Raw genomic sequence first — 19,918 nt, 5'->3', positions numbered from 1 at the left:
GAATAGCGAACAACACTGCTGAAGAGCATCAGTGACCAGAGGAAAAAACAAAATTATTTCGAGATTTGTTAATTTTTAGTCACAACGACAGTAATTAATAAGTAATTAATAGATAACGCTAAGAAGTGAAAAACTAGTTACGACAGCTTTTTTTGAATTGCGAAGGTGAAATTCCCTGCAATCGAGAGAAGGTATGAGTGAAGGTACTTTGGTTAGAAAACCCTGTTAGTTCTGCAATTTGGCCTAAATTTAAGCGCCCTTGTTCAATCAGAGATTTCGCCATATCAACACGTTTGCCCAACACATATTGGTGTGGAGTGATGCCCAACTGATCTTTAAACAAGCTGTGGAATTGGCTTTCACCAAGAAAAACGCTACCCGCAAGTTGTGCAACAGAAATTCGATGACTTAAATGCTGCTCGATATAACGATCCACCGCTTCTAAATCGAAGCGTGAATCTTTTCTATGTGTTGAAAAACTGGATATATGTCTTTGCAGTAATGCTGTCACTGTATCACTGCATGCGCGACTTAACAGAAGATCATCGGGATGCGTTTGCATTTCCAAAACGAGTAGCTGAATCAATTTTTGAATTTGTCCATCGAGTTGAAAATATACATCACTGCGGGAAAGATCATTGATCTTCTGTAGAGCTAGAGGATCATCATCCGAAGGTAAAGGTAAGTTCAGCACCAAAATATCAGACTGGCCAACAATACCGCCAAAGGCATGATCTGTACCCGATGTTACAACGCACCCCTGACCAGGACCGACAATATTTCCGCTTCCGCAGACTTCAAACTCCGCCTGCCCCTTTAAACCAATAACGATTTGGGTATAGCTGTGATCATGGCACTCCATATACGCAGGCAAGGTAATTAGCTGCGCCGGACGAGGCGACAAAACTTTGGCTCTTTGTTCTGTAGAGGCAGAAGTCGTCATATGTTGCTCACTCAAGACCATGTCATTTTTTGAAATAGGTTCGCATTTTATACCAAAATTTCTCGCAGTGATATCGCCGTACATCTCACCCACAACATTAAACAACCATGCGCATATATAATAATTTACAGTGATGAAATCGAGCTTATTTGACTCGTCGGAACAATGATCAAGCGCACATAAATTACGGTCAATGTGTATTCAATCGAAAAACAGTACAGTGGATCGATAATAGGTACTTGCATATTTTATTAATCTGCTCAAAATGTCAGATGCACATTTTTAAGATTTACAAAATCAGAGACCTAATCACAGGTTTCAGTAAGTTTTAGTGCTTTGAAGCGGAAAAAGCTAAAAAGTTTGCATAATGAGTCAGCTTATTTAAAAGCTGTCAAAAGATTGTCTTTCCCACTATTTTCGGTGGTTAAATATAAATTGTTGCAGGGACCTATGATCAAATATCGCATCCCAGCGCTATTGCTTGCGCTAAGCCCTCTTTGGGTAACTGCATCGGTGAACGCAGAACAAGTAACACAGGCTGATCCTGTGGCGAGCATCGATGAGAAGATAAGTATCAAACAAAGTGAAATTGACACGATTTCTTCAGAATATGAAGCGGAAGGAGCCAAACTTCAACAATTGAAAAATGAAGAAGAGCGCCTCCAACGTGAAGCAGATGAACTAGATGCTAAACGTAATAGAGCAAAATCTGCGTTAGATAAACAATACTCTCGTTTGTTAGATGACCCAGAAACGGATCTCGTTAGTTTCCAAAAGAAATATCAAGAGACTTGGGCTGCAGTAAAACAAAACCAATCTGAAAAATTAGCTAACGATCAGTCCGCAACAGAAAGTGAAATGCGTCTGTCGCAAATTAAGCAGAAGCAAGCCCGCTTAAAGACTGAATTTACTAATTTGGAAGAAAGTCGTACTGAAGCACGTGTAAGACGTCTTGAATCAGAACTTAGAGAAAGTAGTGTATTAGAGACAAGCTACAAAACTGTCTGTGCTGCTACTATGACTCTTGGAGACTGTGCAAACCAAGGTATCTACCTCACTAAGCAAAAAGCAGTAAAAATGTTTCGAGCGAAATTACTAGATGGCGTCACAGAGTCTAGTATAGTGAAACAAAACACTAATGGTGTTGAACTGAATATCCATGTTCAAGAGAGTCAAATCATCAAAAGTGGATTTGAAGGTAGCAGTGACTATGTAGCTCAAATGCAAGCCCAACTGCAAGCCAAGCCTGAAGCAGTTGCTGCATGTAAATTATTGAATGTTTCTACTCGTTATTGCCTACAAAGTGCAGCAGACGACAATACAAACAAGAAAAATGATAAGCAGTGGGCAAATGTAACGGTTCGTTCTGACCAGTACAACGATTCAGTGACCATTAATGGCATTAACTATGGAAGTACTCCAGTAGAGATCGTACTTCCGGCAGGTCGCCATCAAGTAACCGTCTCTAAAGATGGCTTTGAAACTTATAATCGAGTCATTACAGTCAATGGTAATGATTCTGTTTGGGTGAAGTTAAGACCAAATAAAAACGGTTAAGCAGTGAAATATATTTTTTTTTCTGTTCTGATTCACAAAGCTGCTAAATAGAGCTATGTTAAAACGCCATTTTGTTACCAAGTTATTGAAAGATAACTTCAGACATGATGGCGTTTTCGTTTAGAATAGCCAAAACTTTTTTTTAAACTTAACTAAAGTAGACAACAATGCGACAAGGTTTATCCGCTCTTCTAATAGCACTCTCACCTTGCTTAATGGCAACATCGACGTTAGCAGATGGAACCCCTTCCACTGTAATGGCCATTGATGACGCGCTGTTCAGTAAAAATTCAGAGTTGCAGAACGCAATAAAGTTGGCTCAGTTTGAGCAAGTTGCTGTAGAAAATCAACGAAAGGAACTGGATCGGCTTGATCAACTAACAGCCAAGCTGGATGCGCAACTTAAAGAAGCTAAGACAAACCTTGAACACGATTATCTAAAAATGATAGATGAGCCGAATCTAGATATCACATCGTCTCAACGTTCATATCAAGATGCTTGGTCTCAAGTAAAGCAGAACCAAAAATCTCGTTTAGATGCAGAACAAAAACTACAAGAACTACAAGTTAAGTTGGCTGAAAAGAAAGCCGCACAAAATGTAATCGAACAAAATATTGCCAGCTTAGAGCACAAAAAACAAAGAGCTCGAGTCGAACGTTTGCGAGATGAACTCAAACGCTCAGGCGAACAAAAAGTGAGCTTTATCAACACTTGCAGTGCAGATATGACTCTGGTGCAATGTGGCAACCAAACCACCGAGCTTGGACTGCAAAAAGCAGTGAAGCAATTTCAAAGTTGGCTGGTTAATGAGACTAGTGAGTCAGGAATTGTCAATCAGCATTTAGGTGATGTTTCGCTTAATATTCATGTCTTGAAGCACTCCGTTATCGAGTCCGGTTTCCACGAAGGCAGTCAATACCGTACAGTTATTGCCGCACAACTTGACGCCCGCCCAGCAGAAAATGCACCGTGTAAACTGCTAAATGTGGAGTCTCAGTACTGCTTTGCTCCTAGTGAGAGTACTCAAAGCAGTGAAGTTCAAAAAGAAGTTGCGTGGGTCAGCTTATCAGTACGTTCTAACCAATATGGCGATCGAGTGATTGTTGATGGTGTTCAATATGGTAGCACTCCTGTTGAAGTGTTGATGCCAGTAGGCAAGCACCATATCATTATAGAGAAAGAAGGGTATCGAGCTTTCAATAGTGAAATCGACATCACTGCCGACCAAACGTTACGAGCTGTACTACATGAATATGAGAATATCCTCAAACCTGGACATAAGTTTGCAGACTCATTGAAAGGAGGAGCCAAAGCTCCAGAGATGATCACCATTATTAAGGGTGAATATCTATTAGGCGATAACGCTGAACGTCAACTGCACCTTGATCATTCTTTCGCTATGAGTGCAACACCCGTTACTGTTGCTCAGTTTGAGGCATTTATAACTAAAACAAACTATAAAACAGATGCCGAACTAAAGAATATCTGTATTACTGTAGATAACTCAGAAGTCACACCGATTTCTGAGAGCTATTGGCGTAATCCTGGCTTCAAACAATCAGCTCAATCGCCCGCTGTATGCATTAGCCAGAACGATGCTATAGCTTATACGCGCTGGCTATCTCAACAGACTGGTTTTAAATACCGACTACCAAGTGAAGATGAGTGGGAAATAGTAGCTCGTTCAGGCAGCCAAAGTGGCTACTGGTGGGGCGATTCATTTGGTCACGGTAAAGCGAATACTGGTTGGGGTGGTACTCAATGGTCAAATAAAAGTACCTCGCCAGTTAGAACATTTGAACCAAACCATTTAGGTTTCTACGATGTAGTTGGAAACGTATGGGAATGGACTAACGATGAAAGAGGAATGGCAAAGGGCGGAGCTTGGATTTTCTCTCCAGAAATGGCTAGAGCAGATAAGCAACTTTTCGTCGGGCCAACAACCGCTGCGAATTACCTTGGTTTCCGTATTCTGCGAGAGTTGCAATAAACAGCAACGAAATTAACGCAAACAAAAGGGGGGAATAACGCATTATTCCCCCCTTTTGTTTTATATTGTGATAAAGGCTAGCTTATGGAGCTAATCGATCAACTGTCCACATATCATTCGTTTTACTAAATAAAAATCTGTCATGCAAACGATGCTCTCCCCCCTGCCAGAATTCAATACTCTCAGGTTTGATACGATATCCTCCCCAAAAACTGGGGACAGGTATTTCACCATTAGCAAACTTCTGCTTCAGTTCTAAATACTTACCTTCCAAAATACCACGAGCCGAAATACGGCTACTTTGGTGACTTGCAATAGCTGCAATTTGGCTATCTTTCGGACGAGAAGTGAAATACTTCATGTTCTCCAGAGTAGTCAGTTTTTCTGCTGTACCTGTAATATGAACTTGTCTTTCTAGAGGGTGCCAAGGGAAATGAATACTAACTTTATTATTGTGCTCAATATGCTGTGCTTTTCTGCTACCCAAATTGGTGTAGAAAACGAAACCATTTTTATCTAAATTTTTTAGCAAAACAATTCGTTGAAAAGGCTGACCATTTTGATCAACCGTCGCGATAGTCATCGCTGTAGGGTCAGTCAGTTTTGCATCGATCGCTTGTTGTAACCACAAGTTAAACTGGTCAATAGGATCGGCAAGTAAATCCTTACGTCTCAAACCACCTTGAATATACTCTCGGCGAATATCTGAAAGATCCATTTCTACTCCTCGTAATTTTTTGCCGATTGTCCTCTGAACTGTTCAATAACTCAAGTAGTTCACCTATAAATGGACCATAACGTAAATAAATTATGATCTTAACTAAAGTTAATAAAATAGCTGTCAAACAAAACGAGTAAGCAATAAGAACAATAAATCCATCGAAAAAATGAATAAATTCAAAAATTAAATGGAAATCGCTATACTGATTCCATAATTAACATTTATTCTTATAGGTAAATTCAGTCAGCCGAACAATGACAAGGAACCCAATGAGCAAGAGTAGTTATCATAAGCTCACTTCTACAGAATTAGACTATGTTGATGACCAGACAGCTGCGCTACTTCTCAACACTCCAAGTAGTGCTCGTATCATACTTTGGGTAATAATATGTTTTGTTATCATAGGTTCTATTTGGGCTTCTTGGGCAGAGATTGATCAAGTTACCCGAGGCCAAGGTAAAGTTGTCCCTTCATCACAAGTCCAGGTAATTCAGAATTTAGAAGGTGGTCTAGTAAAACAAATTCTGGTGCGTGAAGGCGAACAAGTGACTAAAGGTCAGCAACTGATACTGATTGATGACACTCGCTTTCGTTCAGATTTTCGCGAACGCGAACAACAAGTAGCAAACTTAACAGCAAACGTACTTCAGCTATCTGCGTCACTTTCTAGCGTTATGATTGACGAAGATTTCAGTGAAAGTAACTGGGAGAATAGTGTTCGTATCGATTACAACAAACTCGCTTTCCCTCCTATACTGAAAGACACTCAACCTGAGTTGGTTGCTCGTCAACGTGCAGAATATCAACAAGATTTAGATAATCTGCGCAACCAAATTTCAGTTATGTCACAGCAAGTTAAACAGAAACAGCAAGAGTTAATTGAGATTCAAGCTCGAATCAAGAACCTTCGCCAAAGCTACGACTTTGCCAATAAAGAACTGGAAATCACTCAACCTTTAGCAGATGAGGGTGTTGTACCAAGAATAGAACTTCTTAAGCTACAACGTCAGGTAAATGACACCCGCCGCGAACTCACTTCCAGTGAGTTAAAGGTTCCCGTACTGAAATCAAATATTCGCGAAGCGATGTTGAGCAGAATCGATACCGCTCAGAAATTTCGTTCCCAACAACAACAAGAGCTAAACCAAGCGCAAGATAAGCTCTCTTCTATGACCGAGTCTGCGGTAGGGCTAGAAGATAGAGTAAACCGAACGGTAGTGGTTTCACCAGTAACAGGTACGGTAAAAACTCTAAACGTAAATACCGTTGGAGGTGTAATTCAACCCGGTATGGATATCGTTGAAATTGTACCGACAGAAGACACTCTGCTCGTCGAAGCGCAAATTGCACCACAAGACATCGCTTTCCTACGACCTGACTTACACGCCATTGTGAAGTTTAGCGCCTATGATTTTACTAAATACGGCGGCTTAGAAGGCACTCTAGAACACATTAGCGCAGATACAACCCAAGACGAAGAAGGTAATAGCTTTTACTTGGTTCGAGTGCGTACCAATGAAACTTCGTTGGGCCACGAAGGCAATCTGCCAATCATTCCAGGCATGACCGCATCCATCGATATCATCACAGGTAAACGCACAGTGATGGAATACTTACTAGAACCGATTCTTAGAGCAAAGAAAAATGCTTTGCGGGAATAACACTGAATGCTCAAGTATGAATTAAGCCGTTCTAACCTCATGGATAAGGACATGTAATGAAGCGCTGGCTAGCTGCAACGCTGATTCTAATTACTTCATCCTTCTCTGTGGCGGTCAGTACACAAGAGCAACAATGGATAGATGCTGTCTCCTCAACTTATGGTCTAAGAGCTGGCAAGCGAGTGGCTACCTGGCGCACAGAAATGGCGAGTTATAAAGGCTTGTCTGAAAGAGAACAGTTAACCCAAGTAAACCGTTTCTTTAACCAACTTTATTTTGTCAACGATGTACAACTTTGGGGTAAGAACGACTATTGGGCCACTCCATTGGAGTTCTTGGGGAGTAATGCTGGCGACTGTGAAGACTTCACGATCGCCAAGTACTTCTCACTGCTAGAGCTGGGTGTATCTGACCTAAAACTGCGCCTTGTGTACGTAAAAGCCATCGAACTAAATCAGTTCCACATGGTTCTCGCCTATTACTCAACACCGAATGCAGAGCCATTGATTTTAGACAATATCAACGGCGAAATAAAACCCGCTTCAACCCGTAGGGATCTGTTACCAATATACAGTTTCAACGGTAAAAACTTGTGGCTAATGAAATCGAAGAACGGTCAGCTCGCTGGTGACTCTTCACGCCTTAGCCTTTGGAATGATTTACGCGCTCGTGAGCGCTCTCTTAAACTGAATAAACCACTAATCAGTTACGATGAGTAGGTACTATGACACTATATAAACAACTGGTCGCAGGAATGATAACTGTATTTGTACTGCTGTTAACCTCGGTATTCGTTATCGAATTTAACACGACTCGGGACAACTTAGAGCAACAGCAACGCTCTGAAGTCAGCAATACGATCAATACCGTTGGCTTAGCTCTTGCTCCGTACCTTGAGAATAAAGATTCCGTCGCGGTTGAATCGGTTATCAATGCGTTATTCGATGGAAGCACTTACTCGCTAGTAAGGCTGAAATTCCTCGACGATGACCAAAAAATTGAACGTGCTTATCCTATTAACCCAAGTTATGTGCCAGCTTGGTTTACTGCTTTAAACCTATTTCAACCAATTCATGACCAACGCGTAGTAACTAGTGGTTGGATGCAACTGGCTGAAGTCGAAATAATTAGCCACCCAGGAGAAGCCTATACACAATTTTGGAATGCTCTTATTCGACTATCTACAGTTTTCGGTACAATTTTCTTTGCTGGTTTAGTAGCAATTGCCTTCATTGTTAAACGTGCTCTTCGTCCATTACAGATGATTGTTGATAAGATGGAACAGGTGGCGCGCAACTACTTTGGTGACCCACTCCCATTACCTAAAACTAAAGATCTTATCTCCGTAGTTGAAGGTATCAATAGTATGTCTGCACAAGTTGAGAAGTCATTCAAAGCGCAGGCTCAGGAAGCTCAACAACTTCGCGAACGGGCCTATATTGACCCTGTATCGCATTTAGGTAATAGAGCCTACTACATGAACCAATTAAGTAGCTGGTTGGCTGAAAGCGCATTAGGTGGTGTGGCAATTCTTCAGGCTCAATTTATTAAAGAACTCTATGAAGAGAAAGGCTATGAAGCGGGCGATGGAATGATTGCTAACCTTGCAGAGCATTTGAAAGTCACACTTTCTACGCCAAACACTACGATAGCCCGTATCTCTACTGATGAATTTGGTTTTATTCTGCCAAATATGGATGAAGCCGAGCTCAAAGTTGTTGCTGAAAGCATTTTCGGGTGCGTGCAGGACATCAGCGCAGATCCGACAGGAATGACTCAGGAAAAAGTGTATCTGGGCATTGTGCATAATCAAAATAAGAAAACTTCCACTCAAGTTCTTTCGCTTCTCGACAACGCAGTTGCAGCATCTAAAGCAAATGCTGGTGTCAAATACGGATTTATTAAAGCCGAAGCTAATCAAATCATTATGGGCAAACAGCAGTGGAAAGCATTGGTTGAAGAAGCTATGCACCATGATTGGTTCCAATATCGTTTTCAAGCAGCAAATGATAGCTGGGGAGAAACCTTCCATCGTGAAGTGTTCTCTGCTATCGATAACGGTGAGCGACGCTACACTGCAAATCAGTACCTATTTGCACTTGAGCAGTTAAACGCGAGTCATCAATTTGATGAGTACGTTATTGAGAAAATGATAGAAAAACTTGAGGCTAATGAGTTTAACGCGCCACTAGCGATTAACATCGCTCAAAGCAGTATTGAACAACCAAGCTTTATTCGCTGGATTACACAAACTTTAGCTAAACACAAAGAAGTATGTTCCCTACTCCACTTTGAGATTCCAGAGAGCTGTTTTATCAACGCGCCTCATCACACAGCTCTGTTCTGTAACGCAGTACGCTCTGCAGGTGCGGAGTTTGGTGTCGATAACTATGGACGTAACTTCCAATCATTGGATTACATTAACGAATTCAGACCTAAATACGTAAAACTAGATTATCTATTCACTCACCACTTAGACGATGAAAAGCAGAAATTCACTTTAACGTCTATTTCAAGAACAGCCAATAACCTAGGAATTAAGACCATCGCTTCTCGCGTTGAAACTCAGGCCCAGCTGGACTTCTTATCTGAACACTTCATTGAAGTATTCCAAGGTTTCATTGTCGATAAATAAAGGGAAAGGTCAGATTAATGCAAGATACGTTACTTAATTCACTGGTCTATGTGAGTCGTTATTATGGATTGGCGAATTCACCTGATGCGTTAATCAATGGATTACCGCTGACAGATGGAAAGCTAACACCCTTTCTCTTTCCTCGCGCAGCAGAGCGTGCAGGGCTTATCGCCAAAGAAAACCGCTCCAATCTAAGTGACATCCCTCACTTAGTTTTCCCTGTTATTCTTCTTCTTAAAGGAAGTGAAGCCTGTGTTCTCAATAGTATCAACGAAGAGAAGCAAGAAGCGGAAATTGTAACGGCTGAATCAGGTATGGTACCAATCGCTTACCCACTTGAAGAGCTTAATGCCCGCTTTATGGGCCGTTACTTTATGGTGAAAAAACAATTTCGCTATGACGAACGTTCACCTGAGATTTTAAAAACACGAGAAGGACACTGGTTCTGGGGTACGATTTGGCAATCAAAAAATATCTATCGCGATGTAATGCTCGCTTCAGTATTAATTAACCTATTCGCCATCGCTGCCCCCATGTTTACTCGCTTGGTTTACGATAAAGTGCTTCCAAACCTCGCATTCGAAACATTGTGGGTTCTAGCCAGTGGGGTGTTTGTCATCTTTCTGTTCGACTTTGCGTTGAAAATGCTACGTAACTACTTTATCGATATAGCGGGTAAAAAGTCCGACATACTCATCTCCTCTAAGCTCTTCAGTAAAGTAATGGGAATTCGGATGGAGTCTAGACCTCCATCAGTTGGAGCTTTTGCTCGGCACCTACAAGAGTTTGAATCCATACGCGAATTTTTCACTTCCGCGACTATCTCATCGCTGATTGACTTACCGTTTTCTATTCTATTCTTAGCCATTATTTGGCTGATGGCCGGGGATTTGGTTTACGTACCTATAGCCGGTGTGTTGATACTTGTTATCTACTCGTTTCTTATCCAGGCCCCCTTGCGCCGAGCAATTGAGGAAGGTTCTCGTCTCGCTTCTCAAAAGTACGCAAACTTGATTGAGAGTCTAGCAGGCCTTGAAACGGTAAAACTATTTGGCGCTCAAAGCCAATTCCAATACCGTTGGGAAGAAGCCATTTCTCACATGGCAAATTGGAACATAAAGAGCCGACGGATTACGGATGGCATTCAAAGTACCGCAGGTTTAGTCCAACAAGCAGCTAACATTGGGATGATTATTCTAGGAGTCTATTTGATCGCAAAGGGTGATCTAACCATGGGGGGACTTATCGCCGCGACAATGCTTAGCGGTCGCGCTATTGGTCCGATGGTGCAGCTATCACTACTTTCTACTCGCTATAACCAAGCAAAAGCTTCTCTGAAAATTATTGAACAAGTTATGGCTATGCCGGATGAACAAGAACATGGAAAGCGCTATATACACCGTCCGATGATCCAAGGCAAAATCGAATTGGATAAAGTTACTTTCCATTACCCTGATTCTCCTATCGCGTCGATTCGAGATTTAAGCCTGACCATAAACCCAGGCGAGAAAGTGGCAATCATCGGACGTATTGGTTCAGGTAAAACCACGTTAGAGCGCTTAATTATGGGCTTGTATAAGCCGACTGAAGGACATGTACGCATTGACGATACAGATATCCAACAACTCCATCATATAGATATTCGTCGTAACATAGGTTGTGTTCCTCAAGAAAGTGTTCTGTTCTACGGTACTATCCGAGACAACATTACTCTTGGCCGTCCACTGGTGGATGACAGGGAAGTGATGGATGCGGCTAACCGAGCAGGTGTAACCGTCTTTACACAACAAGATCCTGCAGGCTTAGAGCGACAAGTCGGTGAAGGTGGCATGCTTCTTTCTGGTGGTCAACGCCAAGCTGTTTCAATCGCTCGCGCATTATTAGGACGCCCACCGGTATTGCTGATGGACGAACCTACTAGCGCAATGGATAACCGCTCCGAGATGCACATCAAGAGCCAAATTAGACACTTGACACCAAGTGAAACCCTGATTCTTATTACTCATAAAACATCAATGCTTGATGTCGTCGACCGCGTTATCGTGATGGAAAAAGGCAGTATTATTGCGGACGGTCCTAAGTCAATCGTCCTCAATGATCTTAAACAGGGTAAGATACGTGCTGTACATTAATGACAGACAGATTAGCCAGAACAAAGGGGAGCAATCGCTCCCTTTTTCGTTTTCAACAAGTTATGTTTACCATTCTGACTAAAAACATGAGCAGATTAGGCATAGAATGCAAGCATCTATTCGTCCGTTAAGCTCCGTCGAGTCCTTCTTGGTTCGGGGGATTTGCTTATCAATGCTCACTGAACAATGGATTGCTAGATTGGTATTTATCGTAGGAGTTAAACACCTACATCTTCATCTTCTAGCTTGGATGAAACTTGAATTTCGTATTGATTGAAAGCGAAGACAGATGGACCTCGAACGCGTTTTGTAACTACTTTTTCATCGCTGAATTGAACCGTGACATGAGTAAATACTTTATTTTTTGCTTCAACGGTATTGGCAGCCAAAGCGAGCTCAAACTCTTCATTAAGCAAATCAAGTGAACTTTTTACTTTCTCTAGGCGCTCATTCGCTTTTTCTTTTCTGTCATTAATCTCGAGTTCTTCTTCAGCAGAACGCTCCGCTTTCGGGCGCTTCTTAAATTCTAACTCTTTACGTATGGCATCCATCGTGCCTTCTTGAGCTTGCTTGTATTGGTCTCTATGGTTCGCTATACGTTCTTTGTAACGGCCAAAACTGGCGAATGCTTCAACCAATGTAATGGTGTCACCTTCAACACCCAAGTTTAAGCACACAACTTTACCTCCTACTTTCGCAGTGCCGCCACTTAATGTCCCTTGCTTTTGTTGGTCATCAAGAACAGTTAAATCTTTGCCACAGCGAATGACGTTTCCCATACTGTGGACAGTAAGATAAATGTCTTCCCCCGCTTGCAGCTCTGCATATTGAGCGTAGTTGGCTTTAATAGTGCTGCCTGACTTAACAGTACAACTCTTTTCTTCCCCTTCGGTTGCCGTGTGGCCAATAATACCTTTGCCAACTTCAATATTGCCTTGAGCCTGAACATCAGCGGATTCAATAAATCCACCAACAGTGACTGAACCTGTCGCTCTAACAATCATGCCGGGTTCTACATCACCAGTAATAACAACATTGCCTTTAAACTTCACATGCCCTGTCGCTACACTAACGTTATTGAGGCATATCGCGTTTTCAACATCGATAGTTTTATTACGAAACACTGGCATGCCGTTGATAGACGCTAATAGGAGGTTAGGATTGGTAGGACTGATACGTGTCCCCTTACCAGCAACAAGAGCGACATCTACCCCTGGTTTAGGAAGAATGATTTTGCCTTGGACAGTAAAGCCTGGTTCACCTTTTGTTGCGGGTTGACGTCGCATCAACGGGTCATTTTCACTGACGGTGATAGTTTCACCTAAATCGCGCATATCAATTTTGTCTTGGCCTTTTGCCGATTGCGGTGCAAGAATGCGCTTATTGATATCCTCGACCAAAGGAAGAAACTTAGCATCTTTTCCGTTAATCGCCTCTTTACCCTGCGCCACAGGCTGAGTAAAGATCTCACCGCCAGCTAATCGGTTACTGATTACGAACACTTTTTTCAATGCGGCTTTATTGATACCTTTAATAACGTTTGCGTCTGCTAAAGATTGGATGATCTCGCCACTTTGAAGCCCTCGCCCACCATAAGCGCCAGTTACAACCATGCTTGCAATCATGTCGTTCTCACTCAAGATGACTTCAACATTCGCGTTGCGGATTTCTGCAACAACGATTCCTTCGTATGCCTCACCTTTTCTTTCACTCGCACAGTTAATAAAACGCGTTACTGCGTCTTCCATTAGAAAGAACTTAGAAGCGCCAAGATGTTGAAGTGCATTCACGAGACTATCATTTGTGAACTCTTTCTTGACGAACTGCTCATCCGTTAATTTAGCGACTACACGAGTTTTATCATCCGTGAGCGTAATGACATCCTTCCACATACTACTAAACCTTTACGGTACACATAACGTTGGATCCCAGTGTATCGAAACTGAGACGTATACCAAACATACATATATTCAAACTAAGGTGTGTATCACCCTAAAAGTCATACACATCCCATTAAGCAACTTTACACTGTAAATTGTAGCTGTTGTTGCCACTTAAACTAACTAAACAAAATTACATTATCCCTAATTCCATTATCTAGCAATTACGGAATCGAGCAGAAAAACGAGTAAAACCAATGATATTAATAAAATAAATATCATTGATATAAACAATGTAACACATGTATGATGATGTTCACTGTACTGTAAACGTAAACACTAGCGAGAGAAAGGACACTCTTTGATATGGATGAATTAATCCAAAGACGTTTTAACAATATGTTTAATTCAGCCGTTGAAGGGCTGTGGATGATGACGCCAGATGGCCAAGTGTCCTTCTATAATCAAAGTTTTTACGAACAATTCGACCTTCACAGTCAAACAACACTCGACCAGTGGACTCAACTAATTCATCCTGACGACAGAAAGCCCTTCTGTAATAATGTAAACACTCATATTCAAGCAGTAGGAGACGACACTCGAGTAATTACTCAATATCGGGTAAAAAAGAAAGATGGCACATATATTTGGATTGAAGCTACGGGTATCAACCAAGTTGATGATTCAGGCGAGTACATGGTGGGTAACCACAGAGACATTACAGAACAGAAGAAACTCGAAGACTCAATTTGGCAACTGGCATATTTTGATAAGCTTACTGGGTTACCGAACAGGGATAAGCTAGCGTTAGACTTATCAAAGCGTTCTTCCAATGTCACTGTGATGACCTTTCATGTATCTGGTATCAAGTCATATGTAAGCCAATACAGCGAATTCATTCTGACAGATTTCATCGCAAATCTTTTAGAATGTTTTAACATGTTTAATCGCTACGAAAGCCAATGTTATAGAACTAGTCTAGACACATTTTCTGTATTGATTGGAGACGGTTTATCCGATGACGTCCTTGCAAAACTAGCAAGAGAATTCATTCAGCAATTCAAATCCATCACACGCAACAATATTTCTTACTTTGGCGATGTATACATTGGTATTTATGTTTGCTGCAACAGACAAGCTTCATCAGATGAGATCATAAATTCCACTTACCAGACCTGTGAATACGCCGTCGAAAAATCTAAACTTAATTGGGTGATTTACAACGATCAAGTTAAGCCAGAAGTAAGCAAGTACTTTTATATAGAGAACCATATAAAGCAAGCAATTGAGAATGATGAGATAACCATTCACTTACAGCCGATTGTAGATGCAGCCACTGGTCACCTAAAGTCGTTTGAAGCTTTAGCACGTTGGGAAACAGAGCAATTTGGTTTTATTCGCCCAGACGAGTTTATTCCAGTGGCCGAAACACTCGGTCTTATTTCTCAACTGGGTAAAAAGGTGTTCGCAAAATCGGCTGATTTTATTGTTCAGTACAACCAAAAGTGGAATAGCAACCTAAAAGTGCACGTTAACATTTCCGCGCTTCAACTGCTTAAAGATACCTTTCCTCAAAAACTATTGGAAATTGCCAACGATAAGAAGGGACGGCCTGAAAATTTGGTTTTGGAATTAACTGAATCAGTGCTTATCGATAACAACCAGCAAGTGCTAGAAGGCCTCAGGGTCCTAACTGAATTAGGCTTCCCATTAGCAATGGATGATTTTGGCTCTGGCTATAGTTCTATTACTTCGATTTTTAAGATGCCTTTCTCAATACTAAAAGTAGATAAAGATCTGGCTAATCAATCCATCATTGAGCAAGAAGCTTTTGAATATCTCCAGTTTCTATCGATTTTGTGCGAAAACAAACAGATGGAAATGACAATAGAAGGAATAGAAACGCATGAGATGGCAGAAATGTTCGCCCCAATTAAGGCTAGCTCATATCAAGGTTACCTCATTGCGAAACCACTACCCGTAGAGGTAGCTATGCAGATAGATGGGTGTGGTTATCCATATTTTAAAAAACTCAACAAATCAAATGCATAAGTTAAATTTACAGTGTAAACGATAGAAAAATAGTCCTAACATTCCTCTTTACACTGTAAATCGTCCAACAAGTTTAATAATCCATTCCTAATATGAGCTTCAATTTGCTTTCTTCCTGTAAGTTGATTTCTCTTGGCACATTCTATCCAAGATACACGTTGAACAACTTTCGAAATAAATACGTCAGAGAGAACACTTACCTTATCATCGTCTAAAGAAAAAGCGAGAGCACGTAGCCAAACAGCAATGCTCTCGAAGTTCGAACCACCAAGTGCGTAATTTTGAATAAGATTTATAGGTAACTGAGCTATAGAGGGGAAACGTTCTCTAAGTAGTATTCTAACTAATTCAGGTTCCATCTCTTGAAGTGAATCGGTAAGTTCAAAGTCAAATACCTGAAAACATCTCTGTTTAGCTCTTTCTAACCACAACAAGTTTTCGCCTTTAACTAAAAGCACAGAATAACAGCCACTTGCTTGATCTCGTTGCGAGCCAACTTTAATGACTTGAAAGCCACACTTTCGCCAAAATTTCATCAGTTCAGGAGTCGCTCCAAAGCTGGTGGAAATAAAATCATCAGCAATGTCATACGCAAAGCGCTTAACCAGTTCAAAACCAATATTTTGGTTTTGCACATCAGGATGAACTGCAATTCTCATAATACGGTGGCTCACCTGAGTCGCTGCTTCAGAAATGCCAAGCTGATTTGCGATTGAAACCGGAGTTAAATGGCCTTTCGGTCTACGTTTACCAATCTGAATATCATGCACGAGTGACTGATCTAATCCGCCTTCTTCAACGGAAAGTATGCACCCAACAAGGACATCTTGATGAGTAGCAATGTAGACCTCCATTTTCTCGTCGCCCAACAAATGGAATAGATCATTTGGCGATGTCTGATAATGGGCATTAACAAGTAGACTAAAGATGTTATGCAGTAAGGCGGGATTTTCCAACAACTCACTTTTAGGCACCTTTCTAAAAATCAAACCATCAAGGGAAATGGCATCGCTTATTGGTTGAAATTCAAAATCAAGTAAAAAGCTCGTTCGATGCCATGCTTCCAGCGGATCGCCTTCGCTCCAACGGATGGGTTGAGACATATTTTGAACTTTCATATCAGGGCGAACGTGCTTAAGCCAAGCTTGGAATTTCAGAGAAAAACCTCTCCCACATCCTTCGTAACCGTGAATCGTTGAAGAAAAGACTGTGCGGTGATAGTTATTAATGATCGATTGAAGCATAGGCAAGGGTATAGCAGCAGCCTCATCAATCAGCAGCAAATCACACTCTGGTGTATTTCGTAATAGCTCATCCGGAGCAATGAATCGCAATCTAGAGTCGGCCACTGCCACAAAACCTCTTTCACTACTCGCACCATCTAATAAACTCTGAGCGAACTGAAATACCGGACTAACGGCATCAAGACTTGGAGCTGTTACGATGATACGAATCTTACGTTCGGACATCAGCTTTGCGGCGGCCATACCTAAGGCGCTGCTTTTTCCTCGACCTCTATCTGCGGTCAGGATTAGGGGACGCTTTCTATGCCCTGTAACCACTTTCACAATATTCTCAATGGCTAGTTGCTGCTGAGAATAATCTATTTGATGTTGCGCACCTGATATTTGTGGAAGAATTGGTTGGCAAACATCAGACAATACTATTAGCTTATCTAAGCTAGATTTCAGCCACTTTTCAGCAGCATTATCCGACAGATCACCTAAACCTAATACGATGAGTAATCCACCACCGATAAGAGTACCTAGAGCAGCACTAAAGCTATTAGCATCCCATCCTGATGAGAGATCACAAATCAACAAGTCACACTCTTGTCCCAACAATTGTTGACCTTTGTTAAACGGCACATGGCGCACCTCAGCGTATGCGTCACCTCCAACTTGGAACACAGAATTACTTTTCGAGACAACTAACAATTCTTGAACTAAAGTACGATTCCACGCCTCCGCGCCTTGCAAACAAACACCGAAACGATATTGATGCTTTAAAGCAAGCTGACGTAATGCCAATAAATAAGAAACAAATTGGGAGTTTTCAGAACACATAATATTACGCAATCAGTGAAAGTATTCGTATGGTAACACACACCTGTAATCGACAATAAGACACGTTGAGTCTTGTATATAAGGCCTTGTAGGCTTTAGCAATTTAAGGTTAAAAAAATTTTCCCTGACGATAAATTATATTTGCTTTATTGAGCAAAGAATTTGCCTAATTATTCATTAGAACCCCAGTATGGTACTGGCTGTTAGGACAAGATTATTAATGAAGACTTTCATCAAAGGATTGGTATTAGCTGCAACAATTGGCTCAGCTCAAGTAAGCGCAGAAATGCAGACTTTAAACGTTTATGCATGGGGTGGCTACTTGCCAGAAACTTCTCTTAAAAAATTTGAAGAGCAAGAAGGCGTAACAATTAACTACTCAACATTTGAGAACAATGAGTCAATGTATACCAAACTCAAGCTTCTTAAAGGTACTGGGTATGATGTTGTTTTCGCGTCAGCATACTTTATTGAGAAGATGGGCCGTGAAGGCTTACTTGCTGAACTAGATCACAACCAAATTCCAAACATGAAAGATGCTCTGCCAGCACTGCTTGGTCAAGCTCACGATCCTAAGAACAAGTACTCTCTACCATATATTTTCGGTGTAACAGGTATGAGCTACAACTCTTCAGTTCTTCCTGAAGGTGTAACTCATTGGGCTGAACTATGGGACAAAAAATACGCTCAACAAGTTATGTTGATTGACGATATCCGCGACGTATTCGGTATGGCACTGAAACTGAATGGTTACAGCATCAACACTAAAAACGAAAAAGAGATCGAAAAAGCTTACCAATCTCTAGTTGCTCTTAAAGACAATGTTCTTTTATACAACTCAGATGCACCACACGTACCTTACGTTTCTGGTGAAGCGTCTGTAGGTATGCAATGGAACGGCAATGCATATCAAGGTCAAGCAGATATGCCTGAGCTAAAATTCGTGTTCCCTAAAGAGGGTTCTGTATTGTGGATGGACAACTTTACCATTCCATCAGGCAGTGAACATAAAGCGCTGGCACACAAATTTATTAACTTCATGTATCAAGCAGACAACCAAGCTGAAATCGTTAACAGCCTAGGCTACGCTTCAGCAACAACTACTGGTCGAGCGCTACTACCTGAAGAATTGAGAAATAACACAACAATCTTCCCAACAGATGAAGACATCGCTAACGGTGAGTTCATTAACGACGTTGGTCCAGAAGCTCTAGCCATTTACGAAAAATACTGGCAACGCCTAAGAAACTAATATCTTTAGTAAAACAGTTAGATATAAAAATCCCGCGAATTTCGCGGGATTTTTATTAGTCGATTTTGCTTTCCAAAAACTCGAGTATATCCTTCATCAAAGTATCGTCGATTTTTTTAAGACTGAGCGTAAGATTATTGCCTTTGCGAGCATAGCTAACACGGCCTTTGATTAAATCAACACTGCTGCTAGCAGAACGTTTTGGCGGCACCAAATTGTGAATCCACTCTTCAATAGTTTCAGTCACTTCTTTGGTGATTCGAGCCACTCCTTGTGACTGGCAGCGTTGCCAAATAAAACCATTGTCCTCGTGGCACTTATTCAATAATTCAGAACGTTGATTTTCACTCAGCTCATTAAATTGCTTGTGAAGTTTAACAATTGTAGGCCTGCCTAGTTCAACAACATTAGGATAAGCTTGTAGCAGCTCTAGTGGTAATGCAGCAGCTTTCAGTGCTCCACTCACTAATGCTTCACTGCACTGGAACATTTTTGCCAGAGCTTTCTGGTCTTCAGCTTCACCGCTATCAAGCTTAGCTTGCATCTCTTTACCTTTCTCATAAAGAGAAAGTGGCTTATGTGCATTAGCAACATCAGAAAGAAATTTTGCATGTTCTGCGTTGATATCATCTGCTACGTAAACAAGAAACTCTTTTTCAGCCAAGATACATGACATGCGACGGCGGCTACCATCAAGCACTTCTATCATGCCGTCCGCCATACGGCGACCAACAGCCGGATATTGTTGTCCACGTTCACGAAGCGTAGTGAGAATATCAGAAAGTGCATGCTCGTTTAGAAAGCTCTGCTCTCGGGCGTTAGCAGCAAATATTTTAGTTTTAGCTTCTACTTCAGCAGCAGGGATTCGTATAAGTTCAAACGTCACCAGTTGCTCACCGGCAACAGCTAGCTCAATAACTTGCGCCTGAGCTTTTGCCGCAGACTGTGCTTCTTTAGGCGTAGTTGCGCGGCGTTTGTCAACTTTACCAAACAATTTTGCATTCAGGTCAGATGTCTTAATTGCCATA

The 19,918-nt window shown here is 41.4% G+C and carries 13 protein-coding genes; 8 read left to right on the top strand and 5 right to left on the bottom strand.

Annotation, left to right across the window (positions count from 1 at the left end):
• Positions 1-133 precede the first annotated feature (133 nt).
• Entirely contained in the window at positions 134-943 is an 810-nt protein-coding gene (locus G5S32_RS17000; protein WP_165313362.1) for an AraC family transcriptional regulator, read from the bottom strand.
• 450 nt (positions 944-1,393) lie between these two features.
• Here G5S32_RS17000 and G5S32_RS16995 point away from each other — a divergent pair, with 450 nt between their 5' ends.
• Positions 1,394-2,500 carry a PEGA domain-containing protein gene (locus tag G5S32_RS16995; RefSeq protein ID WP_165313361.1) on the top strand — a complete coding sequence of 369 codons (1,107 nt, stop codon included), beginning with the start codon at positions 1,394-1,396 and terminating at the stop codon, positions 2,498-2,500.
• 167 nt (positions 2,501-2,667) lie between these two features.
• On the top strand, positions 2,668-4,491 hold the full coding sequence (locus G5S32_RS16990; protein ID WP_165313360.1) for an SUMF1/EgtB/PvdO family nonheme iron enzyme: 1,824 nt from the start codon (positions 2,668-2,670) through the stop codon (positions 4,489-4,491).
• 82 nt (positions 4,492-4,573) lie between these two features.
• On the opposite strand, the gene pdxH is transcribed toward G5S32_RS16990, so the two are convergent.
• Entirely contained in the window at positions 4,574-5,209 is a 636-nt protein-coding gene (pdxH, locus tag G5S32_RS16985; protein ID WP_165313359.1) for a pyridoxamine 5'-phosphate oxidase, read from the bottom strand.
• Between the two features lie 272 nt (positions 5,210-5,481).
• Here pdxH and G5S32_RS16980 point away from each other — a divergent pair, with 272 nt between their 5' ends.
• The 4 genes from G5S32_RS16980 to G5S32_RS16965 are packed head-to-tail and all read left to right on the top strand — an operon-like array spanning position 5,482 to position 11,640.
• Complete coding sequence (locus tag G5S32_RS16980) at positions 5,482-6,873, top strand: HlyD family type I secretion periplasmic adaptor subunit (RefSeq protein WP_165313358.1); 1,392 nt, start codon at positions 5,482-5,484, stop codon at positions 6,871-6,873.
• 56 nt (positions 6,874-6,929) lie between these two features.
• Positions 6,930-7,592, top strand: coding sequence for a transglutaminase-like cysteine peptidase (locus tag G5S32_RS16975; RefSeq protein WP_165313357.1), 663 nt, complete (start codon positions 6,930-6,932; stop codon positions 7,590-7,592).
• A 5-nt stretch (positions 7,593-7,597) separates the two neighbouring features.
• Positions 7,598-9,508, top strand: coding sequence for a bifunctional diguanylate cyclase/phosphodiesterase (locus G5S32_RS16970; RefSeq protein ID WP_165313356.1), 1,911 nt, complete (start codon positions 7,598-7,600; stop codon positions 9,506-9,508).
• 17 nt (positions 9,509-9,525) lie between these two features.
• Complete coding sequence (locus tag G5S32_RS16965; RefSeq protein WP_165313355.1) at positions 9,526-11,640, top strand: type I secretion system permease/ATPase; 2,115 nt, start codon at positions 9,526-9,528, stop codon at positions 11,638-11,640.
• 218 nt (positions 11,641-11,858) lie between these two features.
• On the opposite strand, the gene G5S32_RS16960 is transcribed toward G5S32_RS16965, so the two are convergent.
• Positions 11,859-13,532, bottom strand: a complete 1,674-nt coding sequence (locus tag G5S32_RS16960) for a FapA family protein (protein ID WP_165313354.1) — start codon at positions 13,530-13,532, stop codon at positions 11,859-11,861.
• A 354-nt stretch (positions 13,533-13,886) separates the two neighbouring features.
• On the opposite strand from G5S32_RS16960, the gene G5S32_RS16955 reads away from it, so the two are divergent.
• Positions 13,887-15,572, top strand: coding sequence for a sensor domain-containing protein (locus G5S32_RS16955; protein ID WP_165313353.1), 1,686 nt, complete (start codon positions 13,887-13,889; stop codon positions 15,570-15,572).
• Positions 15,573-15,607: 35 nt separating this feature from the next.
• Here G5S32_RS16955 and G5S32_RS16950 read toward each other — a convergent pair whose 3' ends face one another.
• Positions 15,608-17,638: a tRNA(Met) cytidine acetyltransferase TmcA domain-containing protein gene (locus tag G5S32_RS16950; protein WP_165313352.1), complete on the bottom strand. Its 2,031-nt coding sequence runs from the start codon at positions 17,636-17,638 to the stop codon at positions 15,608-15,610.
• Positions 17,639-17,858: 220 nt separating this feature from the next.
• On the opposite strand from G5S32_RS16950, the gene G5S32_RS16945 reads away from it, so the two are divergent.
• The gene (locus G5S32_RS16945) at positions 17,859-18,890 is read left to right on the top strand and encodes an ABC transporter substrate-binding protein (protein ID WP_165313351.1); all 1,032 of its coding nucleotides are present in this window, start codon (positions 17,859-17,861) and stop codon (positions 18,888-18,890) included.
• A 55-nt stretch (positions 18,891-18,945) separates the two neighbouring features.
• Here G5S32_RS16945 and G5S32_RS16940 read toward each other — a convergent pair whose 3' ends face one another.
• Complete coding sequence (locus G5S32_RS16940; protein ID WP_165313350.1) at positions 18,946-19,917, bottom strand: ParB/RepB/Spo0J family partition protein; 972 nt, start codon at positions 19,915-19,917, stop codon at positions 18,946-18,948.
• Between the last annotated feature and the right edge of the window lies 1 nt (position 19,918).

This window comes from Vibrio ziniensis, from assembly GCF_011064285.1.
Classification (GTDB): Bacteria; Pseudomonadota; Gammaproteobacteria; order Enterobacterales; family Vibrionaceae; genus Vibrio; species Vibrio ziniensis.
This window is presented reverse-complemented; position numbering and strand designations above follow the sequence as displayed.